This window comes from Saccharibacillus qingshengii, from assembly GCF_013185195.1.
Classification (GTDB): domain Bacteria; phylum Bacillota; class Bacilli; order Paenibacillales; family Paenibacillaceae; genus Saccharibacillus; species Saccharibacillus qingshengii.
The window spans coordinates 21,982-46,238 of sequence record NZ_JAAZWC010000034.1 but is presented as its reverse complement, the minus strand read 5'-3'; the positions used below and the strand labels follow the sequence as shown (position 1 = coordinate 46,238).

Annotated in this window: 17 protein-coding genes and 1 other annotated feature; of the genes, 12 read left to right on the top strand and 5 right to left on the bottom strand. The window is 55.8% G+C overall.

Annotation, left to right across the window (positions count from 1 at the left end; translation table 11 throughout):
* Nucleotides 1-590: 590 nt before the first annotated feature.
* Nucleotides 591-1,577: an iron-hydroxamate ABC transporter substrate-binding protein gene (locus HRQ60_RS20865; protein WP_425501732.1), complete on the top strand. Its 987-nt coding sequence runs from the start codon at nt 591-593 to the stop codon at nt 1,575-1,577.
* Nucleotides 1,578-1,742: 165 nt separating this feature from the next.
* Here HRQ60_RS20865 and HRQ60_RS20860 read toward each other — a convergent pair whose 3' ends face one another.
* Nucleotides 1,743-2,453 carry a YoaK family protein gene (locus HRQ60_RS20860; protein WP_246281422.1) on the bottom strand — a complete coding sequence of 237 codons (711 nt, stop codon included), beginning with the start codon at nt 2,451-2,453 and terminating at the stop codon, nt 1,743-1,745.
* Nucleotides 2,454-2,703: 250 nt separating this feature from the next.
* Between HRQ60_RS20860 and HRQ60_RS20855 the strand changes: the two genes are divergently transcribed.
* Nucleotides 2,704-3,282, top strand: a complete 579-nt coding sequence (locus HRQ60_RS20855; RefSeq protein ID WP_343044771.1) for a class I SAM-dependent methyltransferase — start codon at nt 2,704-2,706, stop codon at nt 3,280-3,282.
* A 17-nt stretch (nt 3,283-3,299) separates the two neighbouring features.
* The gene (locus HRQ60_RS20850) at nt 3,300-4,280 is read left to right on the top strand and encodes an aldo/keto reductase (RefSeq protein WP_172199778.1); all 981 of its coding nucleotides are present in this window, start codon (nt 3,300-3,302) and stop codon (nt 4,278-4,280) included.
* Nucleotides 4,281-4,490: 210 nt separating this feature from the next.
* Here HRQ60_RS20850 and HRQ60_RS20845 read toward each other — a convergent pair whose 3' ends face one another.
* Entirely contained in the window at nt 4,491-6,653 is a 2,163-nt protein-coding gene (locus HRQ60_RS20845) for a 5'-nucleotidase C-terminal domain-containing protein (RefSeq protein ID WP_172199775.1), read from the bottom strand.
* 189 nt (nt 6,654-6,842) lie between these two features.
* Nucleotides 6,843-7,091 (top strand) — a binding site (T-box leader).
* A gap of 57 nt (nt 7,092-7,148) precedes the next feature.
* On the opposite strand from HRQ60_RS20845, the gene tyrS reads away from it, so the two are divergent.
* The 4 genes from tyrS to HRQ60_RS20825 all read left to right on the top strand — a co-directional run bounded on the left by tyrS (nt 7,149) and on the right by HRQ60_RS20825 (nt 13,576).
* The gene (gene tyrS, locus HRQ60_RS20840) at nt 7,149-8,447 is read left to right on the top strand and encodes a tyrosine--tRNA ligase (protein WP_172199772.1); all 1,299 of its coding nucleotides are present in this window, start codon (nt 7,149-7,151) and stop codon (nt 8,445-8,447) included.
* A 385-nt stretch (nt 8,448-8,832) separates the two neighbouring features.
* On the top strand, nt 8,833-11,934 hold the full coding sequence (gene lacZ / locus HRQ60_RS20835) for a beta-galactosidase, LacZ type (RefSeq protein ID WP_172199769.1): 3,102 nt from the start codon (nt 8,833-8,835) through the stop codon (nt 11,932-11,934).
* 155 nt (nt 11,935-12,089) lie between these two features.
* Entirely contained in the window at nt 12,090-13,049 is a 960-nt protein-coding gene (gene cysK / locus HRQ60_RS20830) for a cysteine synthase A (RefSeq protein WP_172199767.1), read from the top strand.
* Nucleotides 13,046-13,576 carry a DinB family protein gene (locus tag HRQ60_RS20825; RefSeq protein ID WP_172199764.1) on the top strand — a complete coding sequence of 177 codons (531 nt, stop codon included), beginning with the start codon at nt 13,046-13,048 and terminating at the stop codon, nt 13,574-13,576. The genes cysK and HRQ60_RS20825 overlap by 4 nt, the downstream gene beginning before the upstream one ends.
* 229 nt (nt 13,577-13,805) lie before the next feature.
* On the opposite strand, the gene HRQ60_RS20820 is transcribed toward HRQ60_RS20825, so the two are convergent.
* Together HRQ60_RS20820 and HRQ60_RS20815 are read right to left on the bottom strand one after the other, a co-directional pair.
* On the bottom strand, nt 13,806-14,018 hold the full coding sequence (locus HRQ60_RS20820; RefSeq protein WP_172199761.1) for a hypothetical protein: 213 nt from the start codon (nt 14,016-14,018) through the stop codon (nt 13,806-13,808).
* Between the two features lie 11 nt (nt 14,019-14,029).
* Nucleotides 14,030-16,156: a sigma-70 family RNA polymerase sigma factor gene (locus tag HRQ60_RS20815; protein ID WP_172199758.1), complete on the bottom strand. Its 2,127-nt coding sequence runs from the start codon at nt 16,154-16,156 to the stop codon at nt 14,030-14,032.
* A gap of 207 nt (nt 16,157-16,363) precedes the next feature.
* On the opposite strand from HRQ60_RS20815, the gene HRQ60_RS20810 reads away from it, so the two are divergent.
* The 3 genes from HRQ60_RS20810 (at nt 16,364) to HRQ60_RS20800 (ending at nt 18,965) form a co-directional block, all read left to right on the top strand.
* The gene (locus tag HRQ60_RS20810; protein ID WP_172199755.1) at nt 16,364-17,383 is read left to right on the top strand and encodes an acyltransferase family protein; all 1,020 of its coding nucleotides are present in this window, start codon (nt 16,364-16,366) and stop codon (nt 17,381-17,383) included.
* 64 nt (nt 17,384-17,447) lie between these two features.
* The gene (locus HRQ60_RS20805) at nt 17,448-18,500 is read left to right on the top strand and encodes an LLM class flavin-dependent oxidoreductase (RefSeq protein WP_172199752.1); all 1,053 of its coding nucleotides are present in this window, start codon (nt 17,448-17,450) and stop codon (nt 18,498-18,500) included.
* A 213-nt stretch (nt 18,501-18,713) separates the two neighbouring features.
* Nucleotides 18,714-18,965, top strand: a complete 252-nt coding sequence (locus HRQ60_RS20800) for a YolD-like family protein (RefSeq protein ID WP_172199749.1) — start codon at nt 18,714-18,716, stop codon at nt 18,963-18,965.
* A gap of 141 nt (nt 18,966-19,106) precedes the next feature.
* On the opposite strand, the gene trhO is transcribed toward HRQ60_RS20800, so the two are convergent.
* Nucleotides 19,107-19,988: an oxygen-dependent tRNA uridine(34) hydroxylase TrhO gene (trhO, locus tag HRQ60_RS20795; protein WP_172199746.1), complete on the bottom strand. Its 882-nt coding sequence runs from the start codon at nt 19,986-19,988 to the stop codon at nt 19,107-19,109.
* 175 nt (nt 19,989-20,163) lie between these two features.
* On the opposite strand from trhO, the gene murB reads away from it, so the two are divergent.
* Both murB and HRQ60_RS20785 read left to right on the top strand, forming a co-directional pair.
* Entirely contained in the window at nt 20,164-21,186 is a 1,023-nt protein-coding gene (gene murB / locus HRQ60_RS20790) for a UDP-N-acetylmuramate dehydrogenase (RefSeq protein ID WP_172199743.1), read from the top strand.
* 187 nt (nt 21,187-21,373) lie between these two features.
* Complete coding sequence (locus tag HRQ60_RS20785; protein ID WP_343044770.1) at nt 21,374-24,214, top strand: chitinase N-terminal domain-containing protein; 2,841 nt, start codon at nt 21,374-21,376, stop codon at nt 24,212-24,214.
* Nucleotides 24,215-24,257: the final 43 nt, after the last annotated feature.

The window sequence follows — 24,257 nt, the reverse complement described above, 5'->3', positions numbered from 1 at the left end:
TTTATTCTACACGAATCCGGCCATGAGCCCTTTTTGTATTCAGTTCGAGGTGTTGCACTTCATTTTACAATCCGTCTGTTTAATAAAATTCGGGTTTAGAGAATTAATTTAGATGGAAGAAAGGTTTGTATCGGGGATTGTGCTCTATATAATATGTGTAGTACCAAATGGGAGGCGGCGCCGCTCGTATCCTATTTGGTACTACACATACAAAGATCAAAGATATATTTAAAAAACAGACTGACAACATTTTATAATGTTGTCAGTCTGTTTTCGTTGTCTCTTATTAAAAGCAATATGCAAGTTAAATATTCTTTGTTAAGAGTCTTTGCTGATTTATAGACGAATATTTTTTTGCCTGCTATACTGTTGATAACTAATCTCATTTAGGTTTTAGAAATGTCACACTAAAAATCACAAAATATCCGACGATGTGCGATGAGTGGCGTTGATCTTAAATCATAAATGTACGATTTAGGCGTATTGAAGGCATAAGTTGATGTTCGTTGAGCGTACACGAAACGTAATCTACGATAACGATTATCAGTGTCCGTGGGCAAAAGAACATAGACTTCGGGGGGACATTTGGAATGATGAAAAAGAATACGTTTGGTTTCGTGGCGCTGATGCTGCTGTTCGTGCTTGTACTGAGCGCCTGCGGCAGTGCGCAGCCGAAACAGACGGCAGCGACCGAATCGGCCGTGGAAACCGCTGCGGAACCGGCGGCGTCGGAACCGGCAGCCGCGGAAGAAACGGCTTCGGGCACCGTTACTTATGAGTCGGAAACGGGACCTGTCGAGATTCCGGCCAATCCGACGCGCATCGTGGCTTTGGCCAACGCGCCGAACGTGCTGTCGCTGGGAGTAACGCCGGTCGGCGTAGACCAGTGGACCGGCGCGAATCCGCTGTTTACGGATAAGCTCAAAGACGTTGCGGTCGTATCCGAAGAACAGCCGGAAACGGTAGCCGCTCAAACGCCGGATCTGATTATCGCCGGATCGCATATGAAGAATCTGGATCAACTGAGCAAAATCGCGCCTACCGTCGTGTATACCTGGGGGAAGCTGAACTATTTGGACCAACAGGTCGAGATCGGCAAGCTGCTCGGCAAAGAAGCGGAAGCCCAAGCCTGGGTGGATGATTTCTCGAAACGAGCGTCGGCTGTCGGAGAGCAGATCAAAGCGAAGTACGGCGACGAGGTCACGGTGTCCGTGATTGAAATCGACGGAAAAAGCGTGTATCTCATGGGCGACAGCTGGGCTCGGGGTACGGAAATCGTGTATCAAGCCATGGGCCTGAAGATGCCGGAGAAGGTCCAGGAAGCCGTGAAAGCGGAAGGCTACTATTCGCTGTCGCTCGAAGTGCTGCCGGAATACCTGGGCGATTTCGTACTGGTTAGCCGCAAGCTGGACGCAAGCGACGAGGTCATCGGTTCCGAAGTCTGGAATCAGGTTCCCGCGGTCAAAGAAGGGCATGTGATCGAATTCGAATCCAGAGCTTCTTCGTACAGCGACCCGACGACACTCGAGAATCTGCTCGGCATCTTCGAAAAAGGCTTCCTGGAAGACTCGAAGTAAGCGGACAGAACGTTCTTGAAGAACACTTGCGAACAGATTCATACGCTAGGCAAAAAAGCCCGGAAAACGCGGCTCCGACTGGGTCGGACGCGCTTCCGGGCTTTTTGTCGTTCGGATATTCAGGCAGGCACGGCGGGGAAGCCTGCGATCTGCCAACCGTTTGCGTCAACGTTCTCCTTGTTCGTCAAGACCCCGGAACATCTTCAAAGCCACGATCAAGATAATGACCATAATGATAATCGGAATCCAGATCGCGCTGAACGGCATGTGGATCTCCGCGATTCCGGCGATCAGCGCACCGAAGCAGTAGATCGCGACAGCGGTAAAACGCAGCCAGGTTTCCCCGTTTACTTTCGCGGATTTTGCTTTGCCCCCGAAACGGCTGCGGAAAAAAGCGACAAAGTCTTCGATAACGCTGGCCAGGTTGTTGGTCAGCACCGTCGTGGAAATACCGGCAACGCCGAGTTTGCGGGCGGCCGTCGTCTGCATGCCCATCGCGCTGCTCAGCAGGAGGATCAGCACATGAAGAAGCGTCTCGCTCATGACGGGACCGGCCAAAGCGGCGAAGACCAGATAGAAAGCCAGTTCGACAAACAAAATCAGCGTAATCCGCGCAGGCCAGAAGCCTTTGGCTTTGGAACCGCTGAGGAGAAAAGCCGCTGCGGCGTTGCCGGCGATAAAGCCAAGGCAGGCCAGCGCCGCGCGCAGGAACGACAGCTCAGCCACATGGGCGAAGGACATCCCGAGAATTACGATGTTGCCGGTCATATTGGCGGTGAATACGCGGCCCAGATGGATATAGCCGATCACGTCGACGATACCGGCCGACAAGCACAGCAGCATAAGAATACCGCCGCGCCAGGTTTTGGCGTGCAAAGCGTTCATTCCTTTCCGGGTGACGGTGCGCCGCAAGCGGCTGCGGTTCCGGCCCAAGACCGGCGAACCGGGAACGGTTGAAGCGCACCGAATCAAAAATTGAAGAGCCGTTCGTATAGCCCACCGTTTGATTCTCGCAAGAAAGTGGACTGATTTCAAGAAAACGAAGCAAAATGGGGCATTTTTCGAAAAAGGGGTTATGATTGAGGAGACGAAAAAATAGCATCCAACCCCAAAAAGGAGGACTGCCGTGCAGGATTGGTATTTGATACTGAGTGTTTCGCTTGCGGCCGTTGTGCTGCTGTTGGTCCTCTTGATCGTGGCTGCCAGTATTCGTAACGGAATTACGCCGATGCCGACCAGCCGCCTGGTCCGGCGCATGGTGATGCAGCAGATCGGTCTGCCGGCGGATCGCAGCGAGATCGTGGAAGCCGGTTCCGGTTTCGGAACGCTCGCCCTCCAGTTGGCGCGGCGGTTCCCGATGTGCCGGATAACCGGTATCGAGAATTCGATCGTGCCCCTGTTGATCTCGAGGCTGCTCGGCCGCTTCAACCGGATGCCCCGCTCGCGTCTGGAATTCCGCCGCGGCGATCTGTTTGAGCAGACTTACGAGACTTCGGATTTGGTCGTCTGCTATCTGCATCCGGCCGCAATGCGGCGGCTGGGTCCGATTCTGCGGCAGCGCGCAAAAGAAGGCTCGAAAATCGTCAGCGTCTTTTTTGCTTTTGACGATTGGGAGCCGGAATCTGTCGAGGTGTGCGGGGATATGTACCGGACAAAGGTATATGTGTACCGTGTGCGCAGACATCCGCTCGATATTCGGGTATAAAAAGGAGCGAATATAAAATGGAAACTGTCAAATTGGGCCGAACGGGACTGGACGTCTCCAGAATATGTCTGGGCTGTATGAGCTACGGCATTCCCGATCGGGGAGCGCACGCGTGGACGATGGACGAAGAAGCCAGCCGCCCGTTTATCCGCAAAGCGCTGGAGCTGGGCATCAACTTTTTCGATACGGCGAACGTGTACTCCGACGGTACAAGCGAAGAAATCGTCGGCCGCGCGCTGAACGATTTTGCCAATCGGGACGAGGTTGTACTGGCGACCAAAGTTCACGGCACGATGCGCAAAGGACCAAACGGCGGGGGATTGTCGCGCAAAGTCATTCTGACCGAGATCGATCACAGTCTGCGCCGGTTGGGAACGGATTACGTCGATCTGTACCAGATCCACCGCTGGGACCCGCATACGCCGATCGAAGAAACGATGGAGGCGCTGCATGACGTTGTGAAAGCGGGGAAAGCCCGTTATATCGGCGCTTCGTCGATGTATGCCTGGCAGTTTCTCAAAGCGCAGCATACGGCGGAGCGGTACGGCTGGACGAAATTCGTCAGTATGCAAAATTACGTCAACCTGCTCTACCGCGAGGAAGAACGCGAGATGCTGCCGCTGTGCGAAGCGGAAGGCGTCGGCGTCATACCCTGGAGTCCGCTTGCGCGCGGGCGCCTGACCCGCGACTGGGAGGAGACGAGCAAACGCTCGGAGAACGACGCTTTTGGCCGCACGCTCTATGACAAGACGGAAGAGGCCGACCGCCGCGTCGTCGAAGCCGTCGCGGAAGTCGCACAAGAGCGCGGCGTGCCTCGTGCGCAGATCGCGCTGGCATGGGTGCTGCAAAAACGTCCGGTGACTTCGCCGATCGTGGGCGCAACGAAGGCTCATCATCTGGACGACGCGGTCGCCGCGCTGTCGATCAAGCTGACGGACGAAGAGATTCGGCGGCTGGAAGAACCTTACGTACCGCATGCGGTGATCGGTCACCGTTGATCGGCGGATGACGGCCGCGCGAGGCTCGGGCCGCGCCAATCCATGACTTCGTATTCCGGCTGCAGAGAATCGGAATCCAACAAAAAACGTCCCGACTTCCTTTCCCTGTAAAAGGAAAAGAGCGGGACGTTTTTTGCTGCCAATCCGTATGAAAATTCGATTGCTATTCGTGCAAAACGAAAAGGAGAGGCGGCTTCACTGGGGGTCGGATCAAGAAGCGGAAGCTTCCAGAACCGCTTCCAGCACGGCTTTTACTTCAGCCGGTTGAACGGTGTCTTTTGGCATGAGTTTGCCCGGCTCGCTGGCGCTCAGGATACCGGCTTGCACCAATTGGGCAACCGGAGTCTTGGCGTAAGCCGCTACCGATGCGGCATCGTCGAACGCGCTCAGTACGGAAGCGGCTTCGACAGTCGGAAGCTGCTGCTTGAGTACATTGGCGAGGATCGTTGCCATTTCTTCGCGGGTGATGCTGCGGTCCGGATTGAACTTGCCGCCGCCGTAGCCTTTGATCAGGCCGGCTTTGACTGCTTCGGCAATATCATCGGCGTAAGGAGCGTCGCTCTTCACATCCGTGAAGCCGCTGGCCGGTGCGGATACGGCGTTCAGCTTCAGCGCTTTGACCACTTCGGACACGAAGCCCGCACGGGTTACGAATTCGCCCGATGGCGTGGAAGGTGTCGAAGGTGCCGTTGCCGGGCCGTCGGAATCCGGAACTTCGGAACCCGCTGCCGGCGTGTTCATGATACGGCCTTCAACTTTGGCCGTGATCGCTTTGCCTTTGAACGTATCGCCGATGTACTTGTAGAATACGTCCAGGTCGATTGGACCGGCGAGCGAAGCGCTGGCTTTGGTCAGCACTTTGTAGTTGTCGCCGCCGCCTGCCATAAAGTTGTTTACCACTGCGGTATAGGACTTGGCCGGATCGATCGGTGTACCGTCGGACAGCTGCAGATCGCTTACGCGCTCGGCTGCCGGTTTGTTCAGGTCGGCTTTGTATTTCAGGCCGGAGATTTGCAGGGTCTTCGTGTTCGGCGTGCCGTCGGCGTTCGTGCCCCACTGCTGCTGCAGCAGTTCCTGCACTTGTGCGCCGGTCAGCGTCAGCTTCACGAGCGTGTTGCCGAACGGCTGGATTTTTGCCAGATCCGCGAAGGTTACGTCGCCTTTCGGCAGATCGGCGCGGATACCGCCCGGGTTCATGAAAGCAAAGTCCGCCGCTGCGGCTTTGTCGCCGAAGTCCGCGGTGCGCATAGCATCGGCGATCAGGTTGCCCAGCGCCGCTTCATTGTTGTAAGCGTCGGTGCGGGTTACGGAACCGTCCGTTGTACCCACCGGTTTGGTCAGCTCGGGATGTTTGTCCAGATACTTTTTGATCAGAGCGACCGAATCCGCATCCGGCGTTACGCCAGCTTGGAACGTCGTCGTTACCGTCGCCGATTTCTCGGTCACGTCGCCCGTTTTCGGACTGATCAGCAGTTTGATGTCTTCAAACGCCGTACCGTACGAGTAAGCCTGTACGATCAGCTTGCCGTTCACTTCGCCGTTGGCCAGCGCATGGTTGTCGCCGGCTACGATGACGTCGATCGGAGAGTTGGCCGGAAGCGCTTTGGCCAGATCGGCCGCTTCGCCCGTTGTCGCGCCTTCTTTGGTGGATGCCGGATCGTGTGCGAGCACAACGATGGTCTCTACACCTTTGCCCTGCAGTTCGGCCGCGTATTTGTTGACGGCCGCCACTTCTTCTTCGACGCTCAGGAAGCGTACGCCTTTGGTGCCCGCCGGGGAGACTTTGGCCGGAGTCGACTTGGTCACGAGACCGATAAAGCCGATCTTCACGCCGCCGACTTCTTTGATCACGTAAGGATCGATCAGCGGTTTGCCGGTCGCTTCTTCAATGACGTTGGCGTTCACGTAGTCGAAGTTGGCGCCTTTGTGCGTCACGACGCCGTCTTTCGGATCCAGTCCGCCGTTCAGCTGCGCTTTGAGCGCGGCAATGCCTTGGTCGAATTCGTGGTTGCCCAGCGAACCGACATCGAATTTCATCATGTTCATCCACTCGATGGTCGGCTCGTCGCGTTCCAGCGAAGAGATCGGAGCGGAAGCGCCGACGGAGTCGCCGTTATGGAAAAGAAGCGAGTGCTCGTATTTGGCTTGCGCTTGCTTCAAATATGTAGCGAGAATAGGCGCGGTTCCGGCAGGCTTGTCGGTCACGACCGATGTCGTATCCAGCTGTCCGTGCAGATCGTTGATGCCGAGCAGATGGACTTCGACGTCGCCTTCGGCCGCCGAAACGGTATTCGCGGCGCCCAGTACCTGAGCCGACAGCAGCGCTGCGGCTGCGAGTCCGACGCTCGGTTTTCTCCAATTTTTCCAGTTCATAAACTTGCATTCCTCCTAAAATATAATGAATCCTGTCTTATTGTATCACAGGGTTTTTTTTGAAATCAAAGGTTATGTAAGCGCTGTGTAAAATATATTTAAAATCGTTTCGAGAAAAACCGGGTTTGACAGGCCTAGACGCCTCATGTTATAAAGTGAATCAACAAGCATCCGGCCTGCGGAGCTTTATAAAAAGCGTTGAAGGGAACCCAGTAGCGTTCAGATCCGGACTTTCAGAGAATCGGCGGGTGGTGCGAGCCGATAGACGAATGAACGCGAATTACGTCCCCGAGCTTCCCGTTACCGAAACCGCGAGAGCGGAAGGAACGGGACGGAATTGTCCACGTTACCGGACGTCAAAGTGGGAAACGCGCATTCGGCTTCAAGAGAAGCGCCTTTCCAATAAGGGTGGTACCGCGATTAAGACTCGTCCCTGCAGAAATGCAGCAGGCCGGGTCTTTTTTATTTTCACCCCATTTGAAGGAGGATTTTATAATGAGTACCGAACACACCCCAATCGAGAATAACGCCCTGCTGGATGACCTGGAATACAGAGGTTTGATCTACCAGGTGACGCACCGCGAGGAACTTCAGAAGAAGCTGAGCACCGAGAGCGTTACGCTGTACAACGGATTCGACCCGACGGCGGATAGTCTGCACATCGGCCATCTGCTGCCGGTCTTGACGATGCGCCGCTTCCAGCAGGCCGGACACCGTCCGATCGCCCTCGTGGGCGGCGGAACAGGCATGATCGGCGATCCGAGCGGCCGCTCGACCGAGCGCTCGCTCAATACGGCCGACACGGTTGCGGAGTGGACGCTGAAACTGCAGAACCAGCTGTCGCGTTTCCTTGATTTTGGCGAAGGCGATGCGAAAGTGCCGGCGAAGATGGTCAGCAACTACGATTGGCTGGGTCCGATCGGCATGATCGACTTCCTGCGCGACGTCGGCAAGAACTTTACCGTCAACTACATGCTGGCCAAAGACTCTGTCGATTCCCGTCTCCAACACGGCATTTCGTTCACCGAATTTTCGTACATGATTCTTCAGGCGTACGATTTCCAGCGTCTGTTCGAAGACGAAGGCTGCACGCTGCAGCTCGGCGGAAGCGATCAGTGGGGCAATATTACCGCGGGTCTCGACCTGATCGGCAAAACGGGCGGCGAAGGCGCGTTCGGTATGACGATGCCTCTGGTTACCAAAAGCGACGGTAAAAAGTTCGGCAAGTCCGAATCCGGCGCAGTCTGGCTTGACCGCAGCAAGACAAGTGCGTACGCGTTCTACCAGTTCTGGATCAATACGGACGACGCGGACGTGATCAAATTCCTGAAATACTTCACGTTCCTGAGCCGCGAAGAGATCGGGAAGCTTGAGAGCGAACACCTTCAGGCTCCGGAGAAACGCCAGGCGCAGCGCGAGCTGGCCCGCCGCGTGACGACGCTCGTGCACGGCGAAGACGCTGTCGCAAGCGCAGAGAAGATTACGGCCGCGCTGTTCTCCGGCAGTTTTGCCGAACTGAGCGAATCCGATCTGGCCGAAGCGCTGGCGGATATGCCGACGACAAACGCCGACGCTGCGTCCGAGCCGCTGCTGATCGACCTGCTGGTCGAAGCCGGTGCGGCGCCGTCCAAAGGTCAGGCCCGCAAAGATATCCAAAGCGGCGCGGTATCCGTCAACGGGGAAAAGCGCACGTCGATCGAGACGGTCATCGGCCGCGAAGATCGTCTGCACGGCAAGACGCTGGTTCTTCGCCGCGGCAAAAAGAACTACTTTGTCGTGAAGTTCGAAGGCTGATCCGGCGCGGGAGACTTTCTACGCTTGAACGGAAAAAAGGCAGGGCGCCCAGGCGCCCTGCCTTTTTGGGTTCAATCGGCTGTTTTTCCCGGGCGAACCTGACACGGGAAAATGAAACGCATAAAAAAAATACCGAAATCTATATTTTGTACAATTACAGGGGGGGCCTTGTACCTGCATTTGATCATAAATTTTCATCGATCATATAAAAATAAGGAAGTATTTTCGTTTTTTGCTTGTGCCGATTCCGTTTTCGGAAGCGGTCCGTGGAGACGACTTTAAAAGCAGGCTTTTCTTTTCCGCCGACAACAGTGTACACTGAATCATGAGATCGCGATTCAAGGTCAAGAAAAGGTTTTCATTATGCTGGCGAGGTGAAAAGAATATGTTTAAAAAGTATAAATACGTAGCACCCGAGAACGGCTATCCGGAATGGAACAACAACCCTGAAATTTTCCAGCTCAATCGTCTGGACGCTCACGCGAGCCTGATCCCTTACGCATCGGCCGAAGAAGCGCTGAATGCCGCAAGCGGTTCCAGCCGTGTGCATTCCCTGAACGGCGTCTGGAAGTTCCACCATGTAGACAAGCCGGCCGATCGGCCGCAGACCTTTTATGAAACCGGTTACGATACGTCGGAGTGGAACGATATTCCGGTGCCGGCCCATTGGCAGCTGCACGGTTACGACTATCCGCATTACACCAATGTCCGTTATCCGTGGGAAGAACGCGAGAAGATTCAGCCTCCGTTCGCGCCAACCGAGTTCAACCCTGTCGGTTCTTACGTACGGACGTTTACGGTACCCGAGAACTGGGAAGAAGATCCGGTTTATATCAGCTTCCAGGGCGTCGAAGCCTGTTTCTATGTATGGGTGAACGGCGATCTGGTCGGATACAGCGAAGACACGTTTACGCCGGCCGAGTTCCTGCTGACTCCTTATTTGCAAAAAGGCGAAAACAAGCTGGCCGTGCAGGTGTATCACTGGTGCGACGCAAGCTGGCTGGAAGATCAGGATTTCTGGCGCATGAGCGGTATTTTCCGCGACGTCTATCTGTACAGCAAACCGAAAGTCCAAATCGCGGACGTACTGGCGACCGCGGAACTGGATGAGAACTTCGAGAACGGACATTTGAAAGTGGGCGTTCAGATCGGCAATCCGCTTGGCAAAAAATCGGGCATTTACCGCCTGGAAGCCCGTCTGCTCGATGCTTCGGGACGCGAAGCGGCCGCGCGGATGACGAGCGAAGTCGAAATTCTCAAAGACACGCTGTATGCCGCCGATCTGTCGGCTGCCGTCACGAAGCCTGCGCAGTGGTCCGCCGAAGCGCCGAATCTGTACACGCTTGTGCTGTCTTTGTCGGATGAACAGGGCGAAGTCGAAGCGGTTACGCTGCGCGTCGGATTCCGCCATTTCGCGATCCAGGACGGCGTGATGAAGATCAACGGCAAAAGAATCGTATTCAAAGGCGTCAACCGTCATGAATTCAGCGCCGAAAAAGGCCGCGCGGTGACCGAGGAAGAAATGATCGCCGACATCAAGCTGATGAAAGCGTACAATATCAACGCGGTGCGCACCTCCCATTATCCGAACCAGACGCGCTGGTACGAATTGTGCGACGAGCACGGCCTGTACGTGATCGACGAAACGAATCTCGAGACCCACGGCAGCTGGGAATACGGACAGCTCGAAGAAGCGGAAGGTACGGTACCGGGCAGCAAGCCGCATTGGCGCGCCAACGTACTCGACCGGGCCAATTCGATGTATCAGCGGGACAAGAACCATCCATCGATCATCATCTGGTCGCTCGGCAACGAATCGTGGGGCGGAGACAACTTCCTCCATATGGCGAACTTCTTCCGTGCGGTCGACAAGACCCGTCTGGTCCATTATGAAGGCACCTTCCATGCCCGCAAATGGGAAGATGCAACCGATATCGAGAGCCACATGTACACAACGCCGCAAAATGTGGAAAAATACGCGCAGGAAGATCCGAAAAAGCCGTTTATCCTGTGCGAATACAGCCATGCGATGGGCAATTCCTGCGGCAACCTGTTCAAATATACGGATCTGACTTACAAATATCCGGTTCTGCAGGGCGGATTTATCTGGGACTGGATCGATCAGGCGATCCGTACCCAAACGGCCGACGGTGTCGAGTATCTCGCTTATGGCGGAGATTTCGGCGAGTCGCCGCACGACGGCACCTTCTGCGGCGACGGTTTGATCTTCGCGGATCGCACGGTCTCGCCGAAACTCGACGAGATCAAAGGCTGCTACCAGAACGTCCGCTTCGAAGCGGTCGATCTGTCCACAGGAACGGTTCGGATCACGAACGACTTCCTGTTCACGGACCTGAACCGCTACAAGCTGACTTGGGAAACGGCGCGCGGCGGCGAAGTCGTCGAACGCGGCACGCTGCCTCTGCAGCTCGCTGCGGGCGAATCGGCGGAGATCGAAGTGCCGTTCACCGCGCCTGCGCAGCAGGGCGAATATACGCTGACCCTGACCTTTGCCGAGTTGGAAGACCGGTTCTGGGCGGCCCAAGGACATGAAGTCGCATTCGGACAATTCGTGCTTCCGGCCTATCAAGGCGAAGCGGTATCCTCCGAATCCGTTTCGTTCTCGGGATCGGCACTCGAATCGAATGACAACGAAACATCGCTGACCGTGTCCGGCGACCGATTCACGGCCGTGTTCGACAAACAAACCGGCGATCTGTCTTCGCTGCTGCTCGGCGGGCAGGAAGTGCTGCTGGCGCCGGTACGTCCGAACTTCTGGCGGGCACTGACCGACAACGACCGCGGCAACAAGCTGGACGAACGCAGCGGCATCTGGCGCGAAGCGGGCCAGAAACGCAAACTGCGCAGCCTGGACGTATCGGGCACGGAGCATGTCGTATCCGTCGAAGCGCTGCTGGAACTGCCGACGTCGCCGGTATCCGAAGCGGTACTGCGCTATGAGATTCAGGCTTCGGGTTCGATCGGCGTGTCGCTGACACTGAAGCCGGGCGAAGGCCTGCCGGAAATTCCGGAAATCGGCGTCCTGCTTGAATTGGACGGAACGCTGGAACAGCTGAAATGGTACGGCCGCGGACCGCACGAGAACTACTGGGATCGCCATGCGGGTGCGCGTCTGGGCATCTACTCCGGTCTCGTCTCCGAGCAGTTGACTCCTTACCTGCGTCCGCAGGAAGCGGGCAACAAGACCGGCGTCCGTTGGGCGGAATTGACCGGATCGAACGGAATCGGCCTGCGCATGGAAGGTTCGCCGGAAGTCGAACTGAATGCACTGCCGTATACGCCGGAAACGCTGGAAGCCCACGACCACGGCTACAAGCTGCCGAAGTCGGACCGGACCGTTCTGCGGGTCAACCATCGTCAGATGGGCGTCGGCGGCGACGACAGCTGGCAGGCGCTCACGCATGAAGAGTTCACGCTGCCTGCGAATCAGACGTACACGTACGGCTTTACGCTTCGCGGCATCTGATCGGACCCTCGTATTTGGCAGGGAAATAAGGTACACTTTATAACAGAAAACGCATACGAACAGGAACGGCCCCCGGGCCGTTCCTTCATTCGTTATACGGCTTTTCGTATTCGCCCGAAGAAACGGAATGCCAAGCGGGAAAGAAGGAATGTGCGATGACAGACAAGCTTGAACGGGAAGCGCAGTCGAGGCGCGGTCGCGGCGTATTTCGCAGCGTGGCCGATCTGGTAGGGAATACGCCGATGGTCCGTCTGGGCCGCACGGCACCCGAGAATGCAGCGGACATCTATGTGAAGCTGGAGTATTTCAATCCGTCCGGCAGCGTCAAAGACCGTGCCGCCCGGAGCTTGATCGAATCGGCGGAGCGGGAAGGGAAGCTGCGTCCGGGCAGTACGATCATCGAGCCGACGAGCGGCAATACCGGTATCGGTCTGGCTATGATTGCGGCAGCGCGGGGCTACCGGGCGGTCCTGATTATGCCGGACAATATGTCGCGCGAGCGGATCAATCTGCTCAAAGCCTACGGAGCCGAAGTGGTGCTGACGCCGAGTGCGGAGCGTATGCCGGGAGCGATCGCCAAAGCGCTGGAGCTGCAGGCTTCGATTCCGGGCAGCTTTATTCCGCAGCAGTTCGAGAATCCGGCGAATCCCAATGCGCACCGGGGAACCACGGCTCTCGAGATTCTGGAGCAGACGGAAGGGCGGCTGGATGCTTTCGTGGCCACGGCAGGCACAGGAGGAACGATTACAGGTACCGGAGAGACGTTAAAGGCCGCACTGCCGGATCTGCATATCGCTGTGGTGGAGCCGGAAGGCTCACCCGTGCTGTCGGGCGGCGTGCCGGGTCCGCACAAACTGGTTGGCACCAGCCCCGGCTTCGTGCCGTCGATTCTGAATACGGACGTCTATGACGAGATCATTCGGATCAAAGACGACGAAGCGCTGAATACGATGCGCGATCTGGCCCGTCTGGAAGGCATGCTGCTCGGTCCTTCGTCCGGCGCTTCCGTCTATGCGGCGATGCAGATCGCGAAACGTCTCGGGCCGGGCAAAAAGATCGTCTGCATTGCCCCGGATACCGGGGAACGGTATTTGAGCATGGGGGTATTCGAATGACTCAACCGAGACTCGAAATTAAAGCTTTGCCCGGTTATCCCGAAGAGATCGGCCGTCAGTTATGGATGATGGAAGATATTCGGCGGGATCTGCTGCAAAAGCTGGAAGGCCTAACGCAGGAAGAATTGGATAAGACGGAAGGCGGAGATGTCACAACCATCGGGGCGCTGCTGTATCATATCGCCGATGTGGAGACCGGTTGGCTGCATTTTGATATGCTGCTGCGCCAAAAGCTGGACCCCGAGCTTGAGCCTTGGTTTACTGCGCCGACGCGGAATGAGCGGGGGGAGATTTGGTGTCCGCCGGGCGAAAGTCTGGAGCGTCATTTGGAACGACTGGCTGCGGTGAGACGCGACTTTTTGGAAAAGTTTCGTTCGGTGGATCGGGAAGATTGGCGGACGGTTCGCGAGGTGCCGGGAGAGTACGACGTGACGCCGGAGTGGATCGTGTATCATCTGATCGAGCATGAGGCTCATCATCGGGGGCAGATCTTCCGGATGATCGGGAGCGGTAGGCGGCAGGGTTAGCCGCGGAGCAGAGTTCTATTCGGTGTGAAGCCGGACGGCGGCGTAAGAAATTCGTTCAAAGGCGCTGTATCACGCAAAATGCTTGCAGTTCTCCGTGTTCAAAGGCGCCTTTCACTGAATTTCTTGCCCTCCTATCATTTCGCCTAATAATAGTGATAAAAGAAAAAATAGTGAAAAGAACAAAACTCCCGCCCTCTTTGAGGAGCGGGAGTTTTGGGGTCTACCGATCTTATTTTAAAGGTCCGTTTTTTGTTGCTTTTTGATATATGCCGTTTATTTCGACTGCGATGGCTTCGCTTGAATCGATTCCTTTGATTTCGAATAATCTGCTTCCGACAGGGGTGTCATTTAAAGAAACAACATTGGGATAAGCTCCTTCTGGTTGAGTTGAGCATCCCGTTGTGATCAAGATGGCAAGAAACACAGTAAATAAGGATTTCAAGGGTCGGCACCTCATTTATCGTTCAGGATCATGCCGGTAGTAGCGTCGATCATGCGGATGTGGCGGCCGGAGTCGACAGAAACGAGTTCGTAGTGAGGGACGTATTGTCCGGGCTGTAAACCGCTTGAATATTCGATATTCCAGATAAGCTGCGGACGGATGGCTTGAAGTAAGCGCTGCTTGGCTTCGTCTGGCGAAAAGGCTGGAATCACGGATAAGCGCTGCAGCTCTTCTGCGGACAGGTCGGCGTTCATGTAGTGATTAATCTGCCCGGTCGTGCGGTTGACGCTGATCGATATCTGGTGAAGGAAGCCGGGTACGCCTTCCTTGGCAATCGGGAAATGGAAAATAGCATGGGCTTGACGGTCTGTGTCGATCGTTGAATCCGGGTTCTGAATGGGGTCAACGAACAGGGTGTCAGCAGTGGATTCTCCGGCCTCCAACAGTAAATAAGGGGCAAGATCGGGTGCTGCTGCCGCGATCAGGCCAAGGGCGATATCCAGACAAGCGCGGTTGTCCAGCAAATAAGGACCTTGTTCCACATTCATATTCATCGCACCTGTCAGTTGGCCGCTTTTTTGATCGATTCGAATCTGGAGCACGCCTTCGCTGCGAGCTTCCATATAGCTTTCAAGCGTATGAGGGCCTTTTAAAGCTCCGGTCGGAGCGTTTGAAGAGGCCTTCTTTTTCGCGTAGACGATCCTTGTTTCCGTTTCGGAATTTTCTTCGCGCAGGATCACATATTCTTCCTCATGAAATCCCAGAAGTTCCAAAGGCGATTGAGAAGACGCTGCGGATTCGATCGGTTCTAAAAGATCGGCAATCGGTATAACGTCGGCTGCAGGCGTGCTTTCTATTTCGCTGCCGGATGAGTCCGGGATCGAATCCGTGGTGGGCCGTAAAGCGGAATGCCCGGTCAAGTAAGGCTCGGGAACGTATACCAGATGCAGGCGATCGTCGCCTTGTTCATACACGGACTCATGCAGGCACGTGAGGTGCAGCTTCATTTCCACAGTTTCGGCCAAGATCTCCAATACCTCTTCGGGCGTTAAAAGATCGGGAGGCAGAGCAGGCTCCGGATGTTCGCCGAAATATTTAAAAGCCGTCACAAAGCCCGAGCGATGCAGATCGATCCAATAGCCGGAACGCGGAAGCGGGATCCCGGCAGCGTATTGGCTGTGCGTGCAAAACAACCGTTCGCCGCGATCTTCCCGCTCCATTGTCGCAAATCGTTCGGGCGCATCCGGGCGATGATCGCGGACAAAGCGCTCGCCGATCGCCAGCAGTTCCTGCTCGCTGCGAGGGGGATCCAGGTTCAAGCCTGCATACAGTTCGGGATCGACGGCGTATTCAAGCAGATCGCCTTCAGGCGTGAGCGTTACGGATACGCCGATCTCGGTTCCGGGCTTGGTCCAGATAAACAGAAGCTCGCGTGTAACGCCGTCCTTTCGGAACACGTCTTCGATAAAAGGCTCCATCGCCGTACCGGCGGCAGCAAAATCGTGTTCGACCAGCGTTTTGGCGCGATCCCTCAAGTGATGCAGCAGTTCGGTCATTTCCATCTTCGATTCCCTCCATGAGAAAGATTTGGCAGGCTTGCGTGCAGGCCGTCGATCCGCGATCTCGCTTTGATAATGGCTGCGCAGCAGCTTCAAGCCTTTGTTCTGATAAGTCTTGATCGTTCCAAGCGGTTGACCCAGCAGGGCGGCGATGTCTGTTAAACGAAGATCCTGCATATATTTGAGCAAAATGACGCGGCGATACTTGAGCGGCAGTTCGGCAATCGCCTGCAGCAGGTCTATGCGGCGGTCGCTGTCTTCGCCGGCCGCTGCGAGATGTTCGGCGGCATCACCTGCGGGAAGTGTTCGCCTTGAACGTTCCAGCATGTTCAGCGACGCATTGATAACGATCCGGGTGAGCCAGGTACGGAAATATTTGGGCTCGCGAAGCGTAGGCAGCGCGATATAAGCGCGATACACGGCTTCTTGGACGGCATCTTCGGCGTCGGCGGAGCTGCGCACATAGTAACCGGCGACCCGGAGAAGTTGAGGACGTTCAGCGACGATCAGCTCGGCGAATGCCGATGCGTCCCCGTTAATCGCAGATTGGATGAGTGGATCAACAGCAGCAGAATTCAACCTTTTCACTCCTTATCAAAACGATATTCAATGATTGGACAAGCGAAAGCGGCAAATGGTTTTAGCTCAAACGAAAATAATCAAAGACAGGTCTGCCAAGCCCCGAAGGTTCATCCGCGAACGTGACGGGTATAAGGACCCCAAGCAAGGAAAGCTTGTACACCGTTAGATATAGGGAAAAAGCACGCTTCATAAAGGAGGGGCAGCATGGCTAGACGCGACGCGTATTTCGACAACTTGAAAGTTCTGCTGATCGCGCTTGTTGTGATCGGACACCTCATCGAACCTTTGAGCGGCAGCGAAACTTTTCGTCCGCTTTATCTATGGATCTATTCGTTCCATATCCCGCTGTTCGTTCTGATCTCGGGATTTTTCTGCAAAAAGATCACGAGCGGCGATTACCGGATCAAGGTAGTGGGCACTCTGATCGTGCCGTATCTGATTTTCGAGACGCTGTATTCGCTGTTCGATTATTTCGTCATGGGCGCACAGACGCTGCGATTCTCGTATTTTACACCGTATTGGCTGATGTGGTTTATCTTCAGCATGATTATTTGGAAAATGCTGCTGCCTTACGCGGTCAAGATCCGCTGGGCTCTGCCGATTTCGCTGGCAATCGCTATTCTGGCCGGTTACGCGGCGGACGCCCAGTATTATGCCAGTATATCGCGGACGATCGTGTTCTTCCCTTTTTTCCTGGCCGGATATTACCTGGACAAAGCGGATATTGACCGTCTGCGTACGCCGCTGATCAAAGGGGCAGCGGCGGTGGTCCTCTGCGCAGCGGCTTACGTTATGGTAAGCTATGGAGACCGTTTCCGTCCGGAATGGTTCTACGGCAGTCTGCCGTACCGGGCGCTGGATCACCCCGAATGGAGTGCCGGTCTGTACCGCCTGGCGGCTTACGCGGCTGCGGTCCTGATCGGGGGAGCGGTGATGATTCTGATGCCGGGCCGAAATTTGCGGGGATTGTCCGCACTCGGCCGAAATACGCTGTACGCGTATCTGCTGCACGGTTTCCTGGTCAAAGGCATGATCGCGGCAGGATTTTACGAAGCGTACGGGGAATCCGCCTGGATTCTGCTGCTTATTCCGCTGGGAATCCTGCTGGCTGCCGGTTTGTCTTCGAACTTCGTGCGTGGACGCTTCGGCTGGCTGCTCGAACCCAAGCTGGACGGGCTGTATAAAAAGCAGAACTCCGACAACAGCGCGGAAGCGGGGCGCTGAACGTCCAAGACGGACCCGGGCGCCCCGACCCGTATCCATTTTATTCGAACAAGGAGAGATCAATATGAGTCAATTCCAACCGACCGCCGGACAGAAGACGAACAAACTTGGGGAAATCCCGATTTCCGTACTCGACCTGTCCCAGATTATTGAAGGAAAAACGGCAGCCGATGCTTTTCGGGACAGTCTGGATCTGGCAAGGCATGCCGAGAAATGGGGCTACAACCGCTATTGGGTCGCGGAACATCACAATATGCCCGGGGTCGCAAGCTCGGCCACTTCGGTCGTAATCGGCTATCTGGCTGCCGGTACGTCGAGGATCCGCGTCGGCGCAGGCGGCATCATGCTGCCCAACCATGCGCCGCTTGTTATTGCCGAGCAGTTCGGCACCCTGGAATCGATGTATCCCGGCCGGATCGACCTGGGTCTTGGCCGCGCGCCCGGCAGCGATCGGCGTGCGTCGCTCGCCCTGCGGCGCGATATCAACAGCGGGGAAGATTTCCCGCAGCTGCTGGAAGAACTGCGCGGCTTTTTCGACGCTTCCAAGACGTCTTACCATGCGCCGGTCCGCGCCGTGCCGGGCGAAGGACTTAACGTTCCGGTTTGGCTCTTGGGCTCCAGCGATTTTAGCGCGCGTCTGGCCGCTTACCAGGGACTGCCTTTCTCGTTCGCCGGTCATTTCTCGCCGGATTATCTCGATCGGGCGATCGAAGTCTACCGGAGTACCTTCCGCCCTTCCGATACGCTGGACAAACCGTATCTCATGCTGGGCGTGTCGGTGATCGCCGCGGATACGCAGGAGAGAGCGGAATTCCTCGCGACGACGATGCAGCAGCAGGTTGTGGCGCTGACCCGCGGCCGTCCCGGCAAGATCCAGCCTCCCGCGGATCTGTCGTCGCAGCTCGATCCTCTCGAACTGTCGGCCGTACGCAAACGGATGGAATCTTCGATCGTGGGCGACCGAGAGACGGTCGAACGCCGCCTGCACGAGCTGATGGCAAGAACGCAGGCCGACGAGCTGATCGTCACCAGCGGAATCTACGATCATGCCGAGCGTCTGCACTCGTACGAAATGCTGGCCGACATTGCGCTGGCTTCGCGCAAAGCGGCTCTGTAAAAGGACGGTTTGACGCATGCGCAAAAGCCTCCGCCCCGATTCCGTCGGGGCAGGGGCTTTTTTTATTTCCGAACCGGGTTAACTTTCCAGACCGGAATTCCGATTAAGAACATATGTGCGTAAATTCTTCAATCAATTTCGTTTTTTGACGCGATTTTGACAAATAAAAATGTTATAATTAACAAATCACGCGTAACGCAAGGAGGAAGCGGTTTGGCAAAAGGAAAAGTAGCAAAACGGCCGACCCGCGACGAGTTTGTTCTGGAAGAAATAGGGAATCAATTGACTGAGGCCTACCAGGAGAAATCCGTTGTGGAATTGACGGTCTGGGGAGTAACGGAAGCGGTTCGGGGCATGATCGTCAAGCTCGATTCAAGAACCGGAAGAGTGCACGTCGAACAAGGGGAAGAAACGCGCAAGGTTCCTTTTATGGACATTATGGCCGTGAACTATCCGCGCGATTGACGAGCGATTCGTCCCGCAGACGCCCTGCACCGCGGAAGAACAGGTCTGACCGAAATAAAAAAAGCTCTGCCCGAGATTCTCGGATAGAGCCTTTTTTCATGATTTCGCCGTACTGCGGTATTTTTGTACGGCTTGAGGACTTTATACGGCCGCTACGGACTCTTTGCACTCGTCGGAGCAGTAGTGGCTGTGTTCGTCCGCGCACGATTCGCATACCAAGTGCTGCAGATTGCATACCGGGCAGTTGACGTACACGTCGGTCGGCTCGTCGCAGTGGTAGCATTTTCCGACGATGTTCGGTTCCACCTGGTTGATCGGAACCGAGATTCGTTCGTCGAATACATAACATTTGCCGTCGAACAGATCGCCGCGAACTTCTTCGTCTTTGCCGTAGGTCACGATTCCGCCTTCGAGCTGCGCCACATCCGCGAATCCTTCTTCCAGCATGAAGCCGGTCAATTTTTCGCAGCGGATTCCGCCCGTGCAGTAGGTCAGGATCGTTTTGTCTTTGTGTTCGGACAGATTCTCGCGTATCCATTCCGGGAATTCGCGGAACGAGTCGATATCGGGACGGATCGCGCCCCGGAAATGGCCCAGGTCGTATTCGTAATCGGTACGTCCGTCCAGTACGATGACATCTTCGCGCTGCAGCTGTTCATGGAACTCTTTCGGAGACAGGCGCTTGCCGGAGACCACGTTCGGATCCAGTTCTTTTTCATAGCGGAAAGTGACCAGTTCTTCTTTGTGGCGCACGAACAGTTTCTTGAACGCATGGCCTTCCGAATCGTCGATCTTGAATACGGTATCCGCGAACCGCTCGTCGGCCAGCAGATCTTTCATATACTGCTCAGTCTGCTCGTACGTGCCGGACAGCGTTCCGTTGATGCCTTCGCCGGCGATCAGGATCCGACCTTTGACGTCGAGGTCTTTGCAGTACTGAAGATGCTCGGCCGCAAACTGCTGAGGATCGTCGATCTGCACGAATTTATAAAAAAGCAAAATGCGGTAAGTTTGGTTTTCCATTTATTATCACCCAGGATTTCATTGATTTTTGCCGCCGCTTCCTGTAGGATGCTTGCGTGCAACTTAAAATTCTAGACGTTTTATCGGCATTCGTCAATTGATTCCCCACGATTTGCTGCGGGAATTTCATATAAGCTTCATCCAAAGAAGAACGCAAAGAGGAGAGTTAAGCAATATGACTTCGCAAAATCAACTGTTCGACCGATTGTGCCGCACCGGCGCGGACCTGTCCGTATATTCGACGTATGAAATCGGGGGAGAAGCCCGACATCTTGCGCTTCCGCATACGATCGAAGAAGTCTCGATCATGCTCGAAGGAGCGAAGACGCGCGGATTGAATCCGTTTTTGTTCGGCATGGGTTCCAACACGCTGTTCCCGGATCGTCCGGGCGACGACACGCTGTTTTTCTCGCTTAAGGAACATATCGAATTCAAGCTGCTGCCGGGACGCCTGTTCGTTTCCGCCGGTACCCCGATGACGCTGCTGGCACTGTTCGGCCTGTACACGGGGATTTCTTCGTTCGATTTCATGTTCCTGCTGCCGGGTACGCTTGGGGCGGGGGTCTACATGAATGCGAAATATTTCAGCCACCAGGTCAGCGACGTGCTGGAAACCGCCTACGTGATCGACAAGGAACATCCGGAACAAGGCATTATCTCCGTTCCGCTCGGCGGCTGCGAATACGGCTACAAAAAGTCCGTCTTTATGCGCAAACCTTGGATCGTCGTCGGCGCGGATCTCAAACTGCCGGTCGACCCCAAGCTGACGCCGGAGCAGACGCAGGAACTGTTCGACAAGATCAAAGCGAAGAATCTGTCGACTTCGGTGCTGCCGGATTATTTCCGCCATTATACGAACGAGCTGAACGCCGCGGCCCGAATGGGCTTCCAGGTGCGCCAGGAACTGCTGGACGTGATCGAAGACCGCGGAGGCAAAAAGCATTTCGACTATCCGTCGTGCGGTTCGGTGTTCAAAAACAATTACACGATCGGAGAGCCGATGGGCAAACTGGTCGACCGGATCGGTCTGCGGGGCACGATCCGCGGGGGAGCGATGATCTCCGAGCATCACGGCAACATTATTCAGAACCGCGGAGGAGCCAAAGCAGTCGATGTCACCGATCTGGTGCAGCTGGTCCAGGAAAAAGTCGAAGCCGAGTTCGGTTTTGTGCCCGAGCCGGAACTCGTGATCGTCTAATGCGAACATACGGAAAATCGGCGGAGTAGGGTTTTACGAAGCGTTTACAATTTTTTTCATAATTTTTACGGAATCGTGAACTTTCTTGTTTGGACCCGTGCTAGAATGGGAATCGAGCGGTTTGATACCAAAAACAAACTGTTCCGAAAAATGTTCTCAAACACAGATCCAAACAGGAGGCGGTTAAGTGGGAAAGTTTTCGCTGTTGAAGTCTAAAGGAATCAAGGCTGCGCTTGCGCTGTCCGTTGTCGCATCCGTAGAGATGGGACTGCTGAGTTCCGTTCCGATCTCGGCCGAATCGGCTGTCGATCCGGCGCCGTACATTGCGGCAAAAGTCGTGAACGAGAACGCGGGCAAAAAAGTTCTGTTCGACAACACGCACGGTCAGACCGCCGGTGCGGCGGACTGGGTGATCGACGGCGGCTTCTCCGATTTCGGCAACGGAATCGCGGGCGACGGCTACGATGTCAAGGAACTGCGCAAAACAACGCCGATTACATACGCCGACCTGGCGGATTATGACGTCTTCGTCGTATCGGAGCCGAATATTCCGTTCAAGGCAAGCGAGCAGGCGGCCATGCTGCAGTATGTTCAGCAGGGCGGCAGCATCTTCTTCGTCGGCGATCATTACAACGCCGACCGCAACAAGAACCGCTGGGACGGTTCCGAATCGATCAACGGCTACCGCCGCGGCGCCTGGGAAGATCCGGCCAAAGGCATGAGCACGGAAGAGCGGAATTCGGCGGCGATGCAGGGCGTCGAAAGTTCCGACTGGCTCGGCGAAAACTTCGGCGTACGCTTCCGTTATAACGCGCTGGGCGATATCACGGCGAACAACGTCGTGGCTGCCGACCAGGCTTTCGGAATCACCGAAGGCGTCAACGGCGTAGCGATGCACGCGGGATCGACGCTTGCGATCATGGACCCGACCAAAGCCAAAGGCATCGTCTATCTGCCGAAAACGAATGCGGCATGGGGCAATGCAGTCGATCAAGGCGTCTACAACGGCGGCGGGATCGAAGAAGGTCCTTATGTGGCGGTCTCCAAAGTAGGACTCGGCAAAGCGGCATTCATCGGCGATTCTTCGCCGGTCGAAGACGTTACGCCGAAATATCTGCGCGAAGAAACCGGCAGCAAGAAAACGACGTACGACGGCTTCAAAGAAGTCGACGACGCCAAACTGCTGCTCAATACGATCGATTGGTTGGCGGAGCAGGAGAACTACACGGGCTTCGATCAAGTCGACGGCCTGACGCTCGACCAGCCGACGGCACTGCTGCCGTTTGAAGCTCCTGTGACTTCGACCGAGCCGCAGGCGGAACCTTGGTCCGCTCCGGCGGCCGGCTACAGATGGTGGGATCCGACAACGTTCAAGCCGGGTTCGTACGGTTCGTCCGTCACGGTTACCCAGCCGGACTACAGCCTGATTCATCAGGATCAGCTGCCTAACGCGCAGGAATTCCAGGTGCGCGTCAAGATCGGCAATCTGGCACCGAACTCCACGGTATCCGGCTACAGCGCCGGTATCTACGTGACGGGCGGTACCCAGGTAGCCATGATCCAGAATCCGGACGGCACTTGGCCGGCTTCGTACGGCTACAGCCAGGCGTTCAGCGTAACGGCGGATGCCACGGGCACCGCTTACCGCGATCTGGGCGTACGCATCAAGCCCGGCACATCGGGCGCGGCCAGCCTGCGTCTGCGCCAGAACGGCACGAACCTGATCACGAAGAGCGTGACGCTTGCGAACGTGCCGGCGCAGCCTCTTCCTTCGATCGAACAGCCGGGCAGCCAGATTCCCGAACTGAGCACGATCGCTTCGGCCCGCACACAGGCCGAAGGTACGGTTGTCACGCTGGAAGGCGTAGCAACGACGGAGCCGGGCGCTTTCGGCGGCCAGGCTTTCTATCTGCAGGATGCAACGGGCGGCATTTATGTCTACCAGAGCGAGAGCGGATTTCATCAAGGAGACAAGATCCGCGTGACTGCGCCGCTTGCGCTGTACAATACGGAGCTTGAATTGACAACACCGGTCAAGATCGAGAAGACCGGAACGGCCGATCTTCCGGCTCCGGCTGCGGCCGCTGCCGTAACGGATGCCAACCAGGGTCAGCTGATCCAACTGAAAAACGTAACGGTAGCGAATCTGGCTGCCGCTACACCGGCAGGCACTTTTGAATTCGATGCGGTATCGGATGCCGGAACGACGCGTGTTCGCGTCGACGGCCGTACAGGTCTGACGCAGGATCAATTCGCTTACGCCGAAGGCGACAAGCTGGATGTGACGGGCGTATCCGCGATCTTCCGCGGCGTATTCCAATTGAAGCCGCGCGGCGCTTCGGATATCGTCAAAGCTGTTGTCGTAGTGGAACCGCCGGTGGAAGAGCCTCCGGTTGAACAGCCATCGGAAGGCCCGGCAACGGCCGCTCCGGCCAAGCCGGTTCTGACGGACGATAACGGTCGGGACAACGGTCTGCGGGACGGAAGCTACAACGTGAACATGAATCTGTGGTGGGGCAACAACGCGACTTCGTACAAATTGTACGAAGAAGGCGTCGTGATCGCGGAAGGACCTCTTACAGACGCTTCCCCGAACGCCCAACAGCTGAGCGTACCGGTTGTCGGCAAAACGAACGGAACGTACAACTATGTAGTAGAACTCACCAACCGCTTTGGCACTTCGAAAAGCGAACAGCTTAAAGTCAAAGTTACCGATGCTTCGCCGGGCGAAGCTGTGCTGTCGAGCGACAATTGGGACGGCGACGGAAACTACAAAGTGACGATGAACCTGTGGTGGGGCACCAATGCTTCGCAGTACGAATTGTACGAAAACGGCAAACTGATCGACACCCAGACCCTGACAGCGGGAAATGCGGGTCCTCAGAGCGCCGTAACGGACATGACCGGCAAAGAACCGGGCATCTACGCGTACAAAGCCGTACTGAAAAATGCAGCGGGCGAGACAGACACTTCGGTTCTTCGGGTGAAAGTCGATACGCTTAAGCAGCAGCAAAACAAAGCTTCGTAAGCCAAGTCTTCCGTTTGCGGAAAATCCGCGCTTCGGCAGTTTG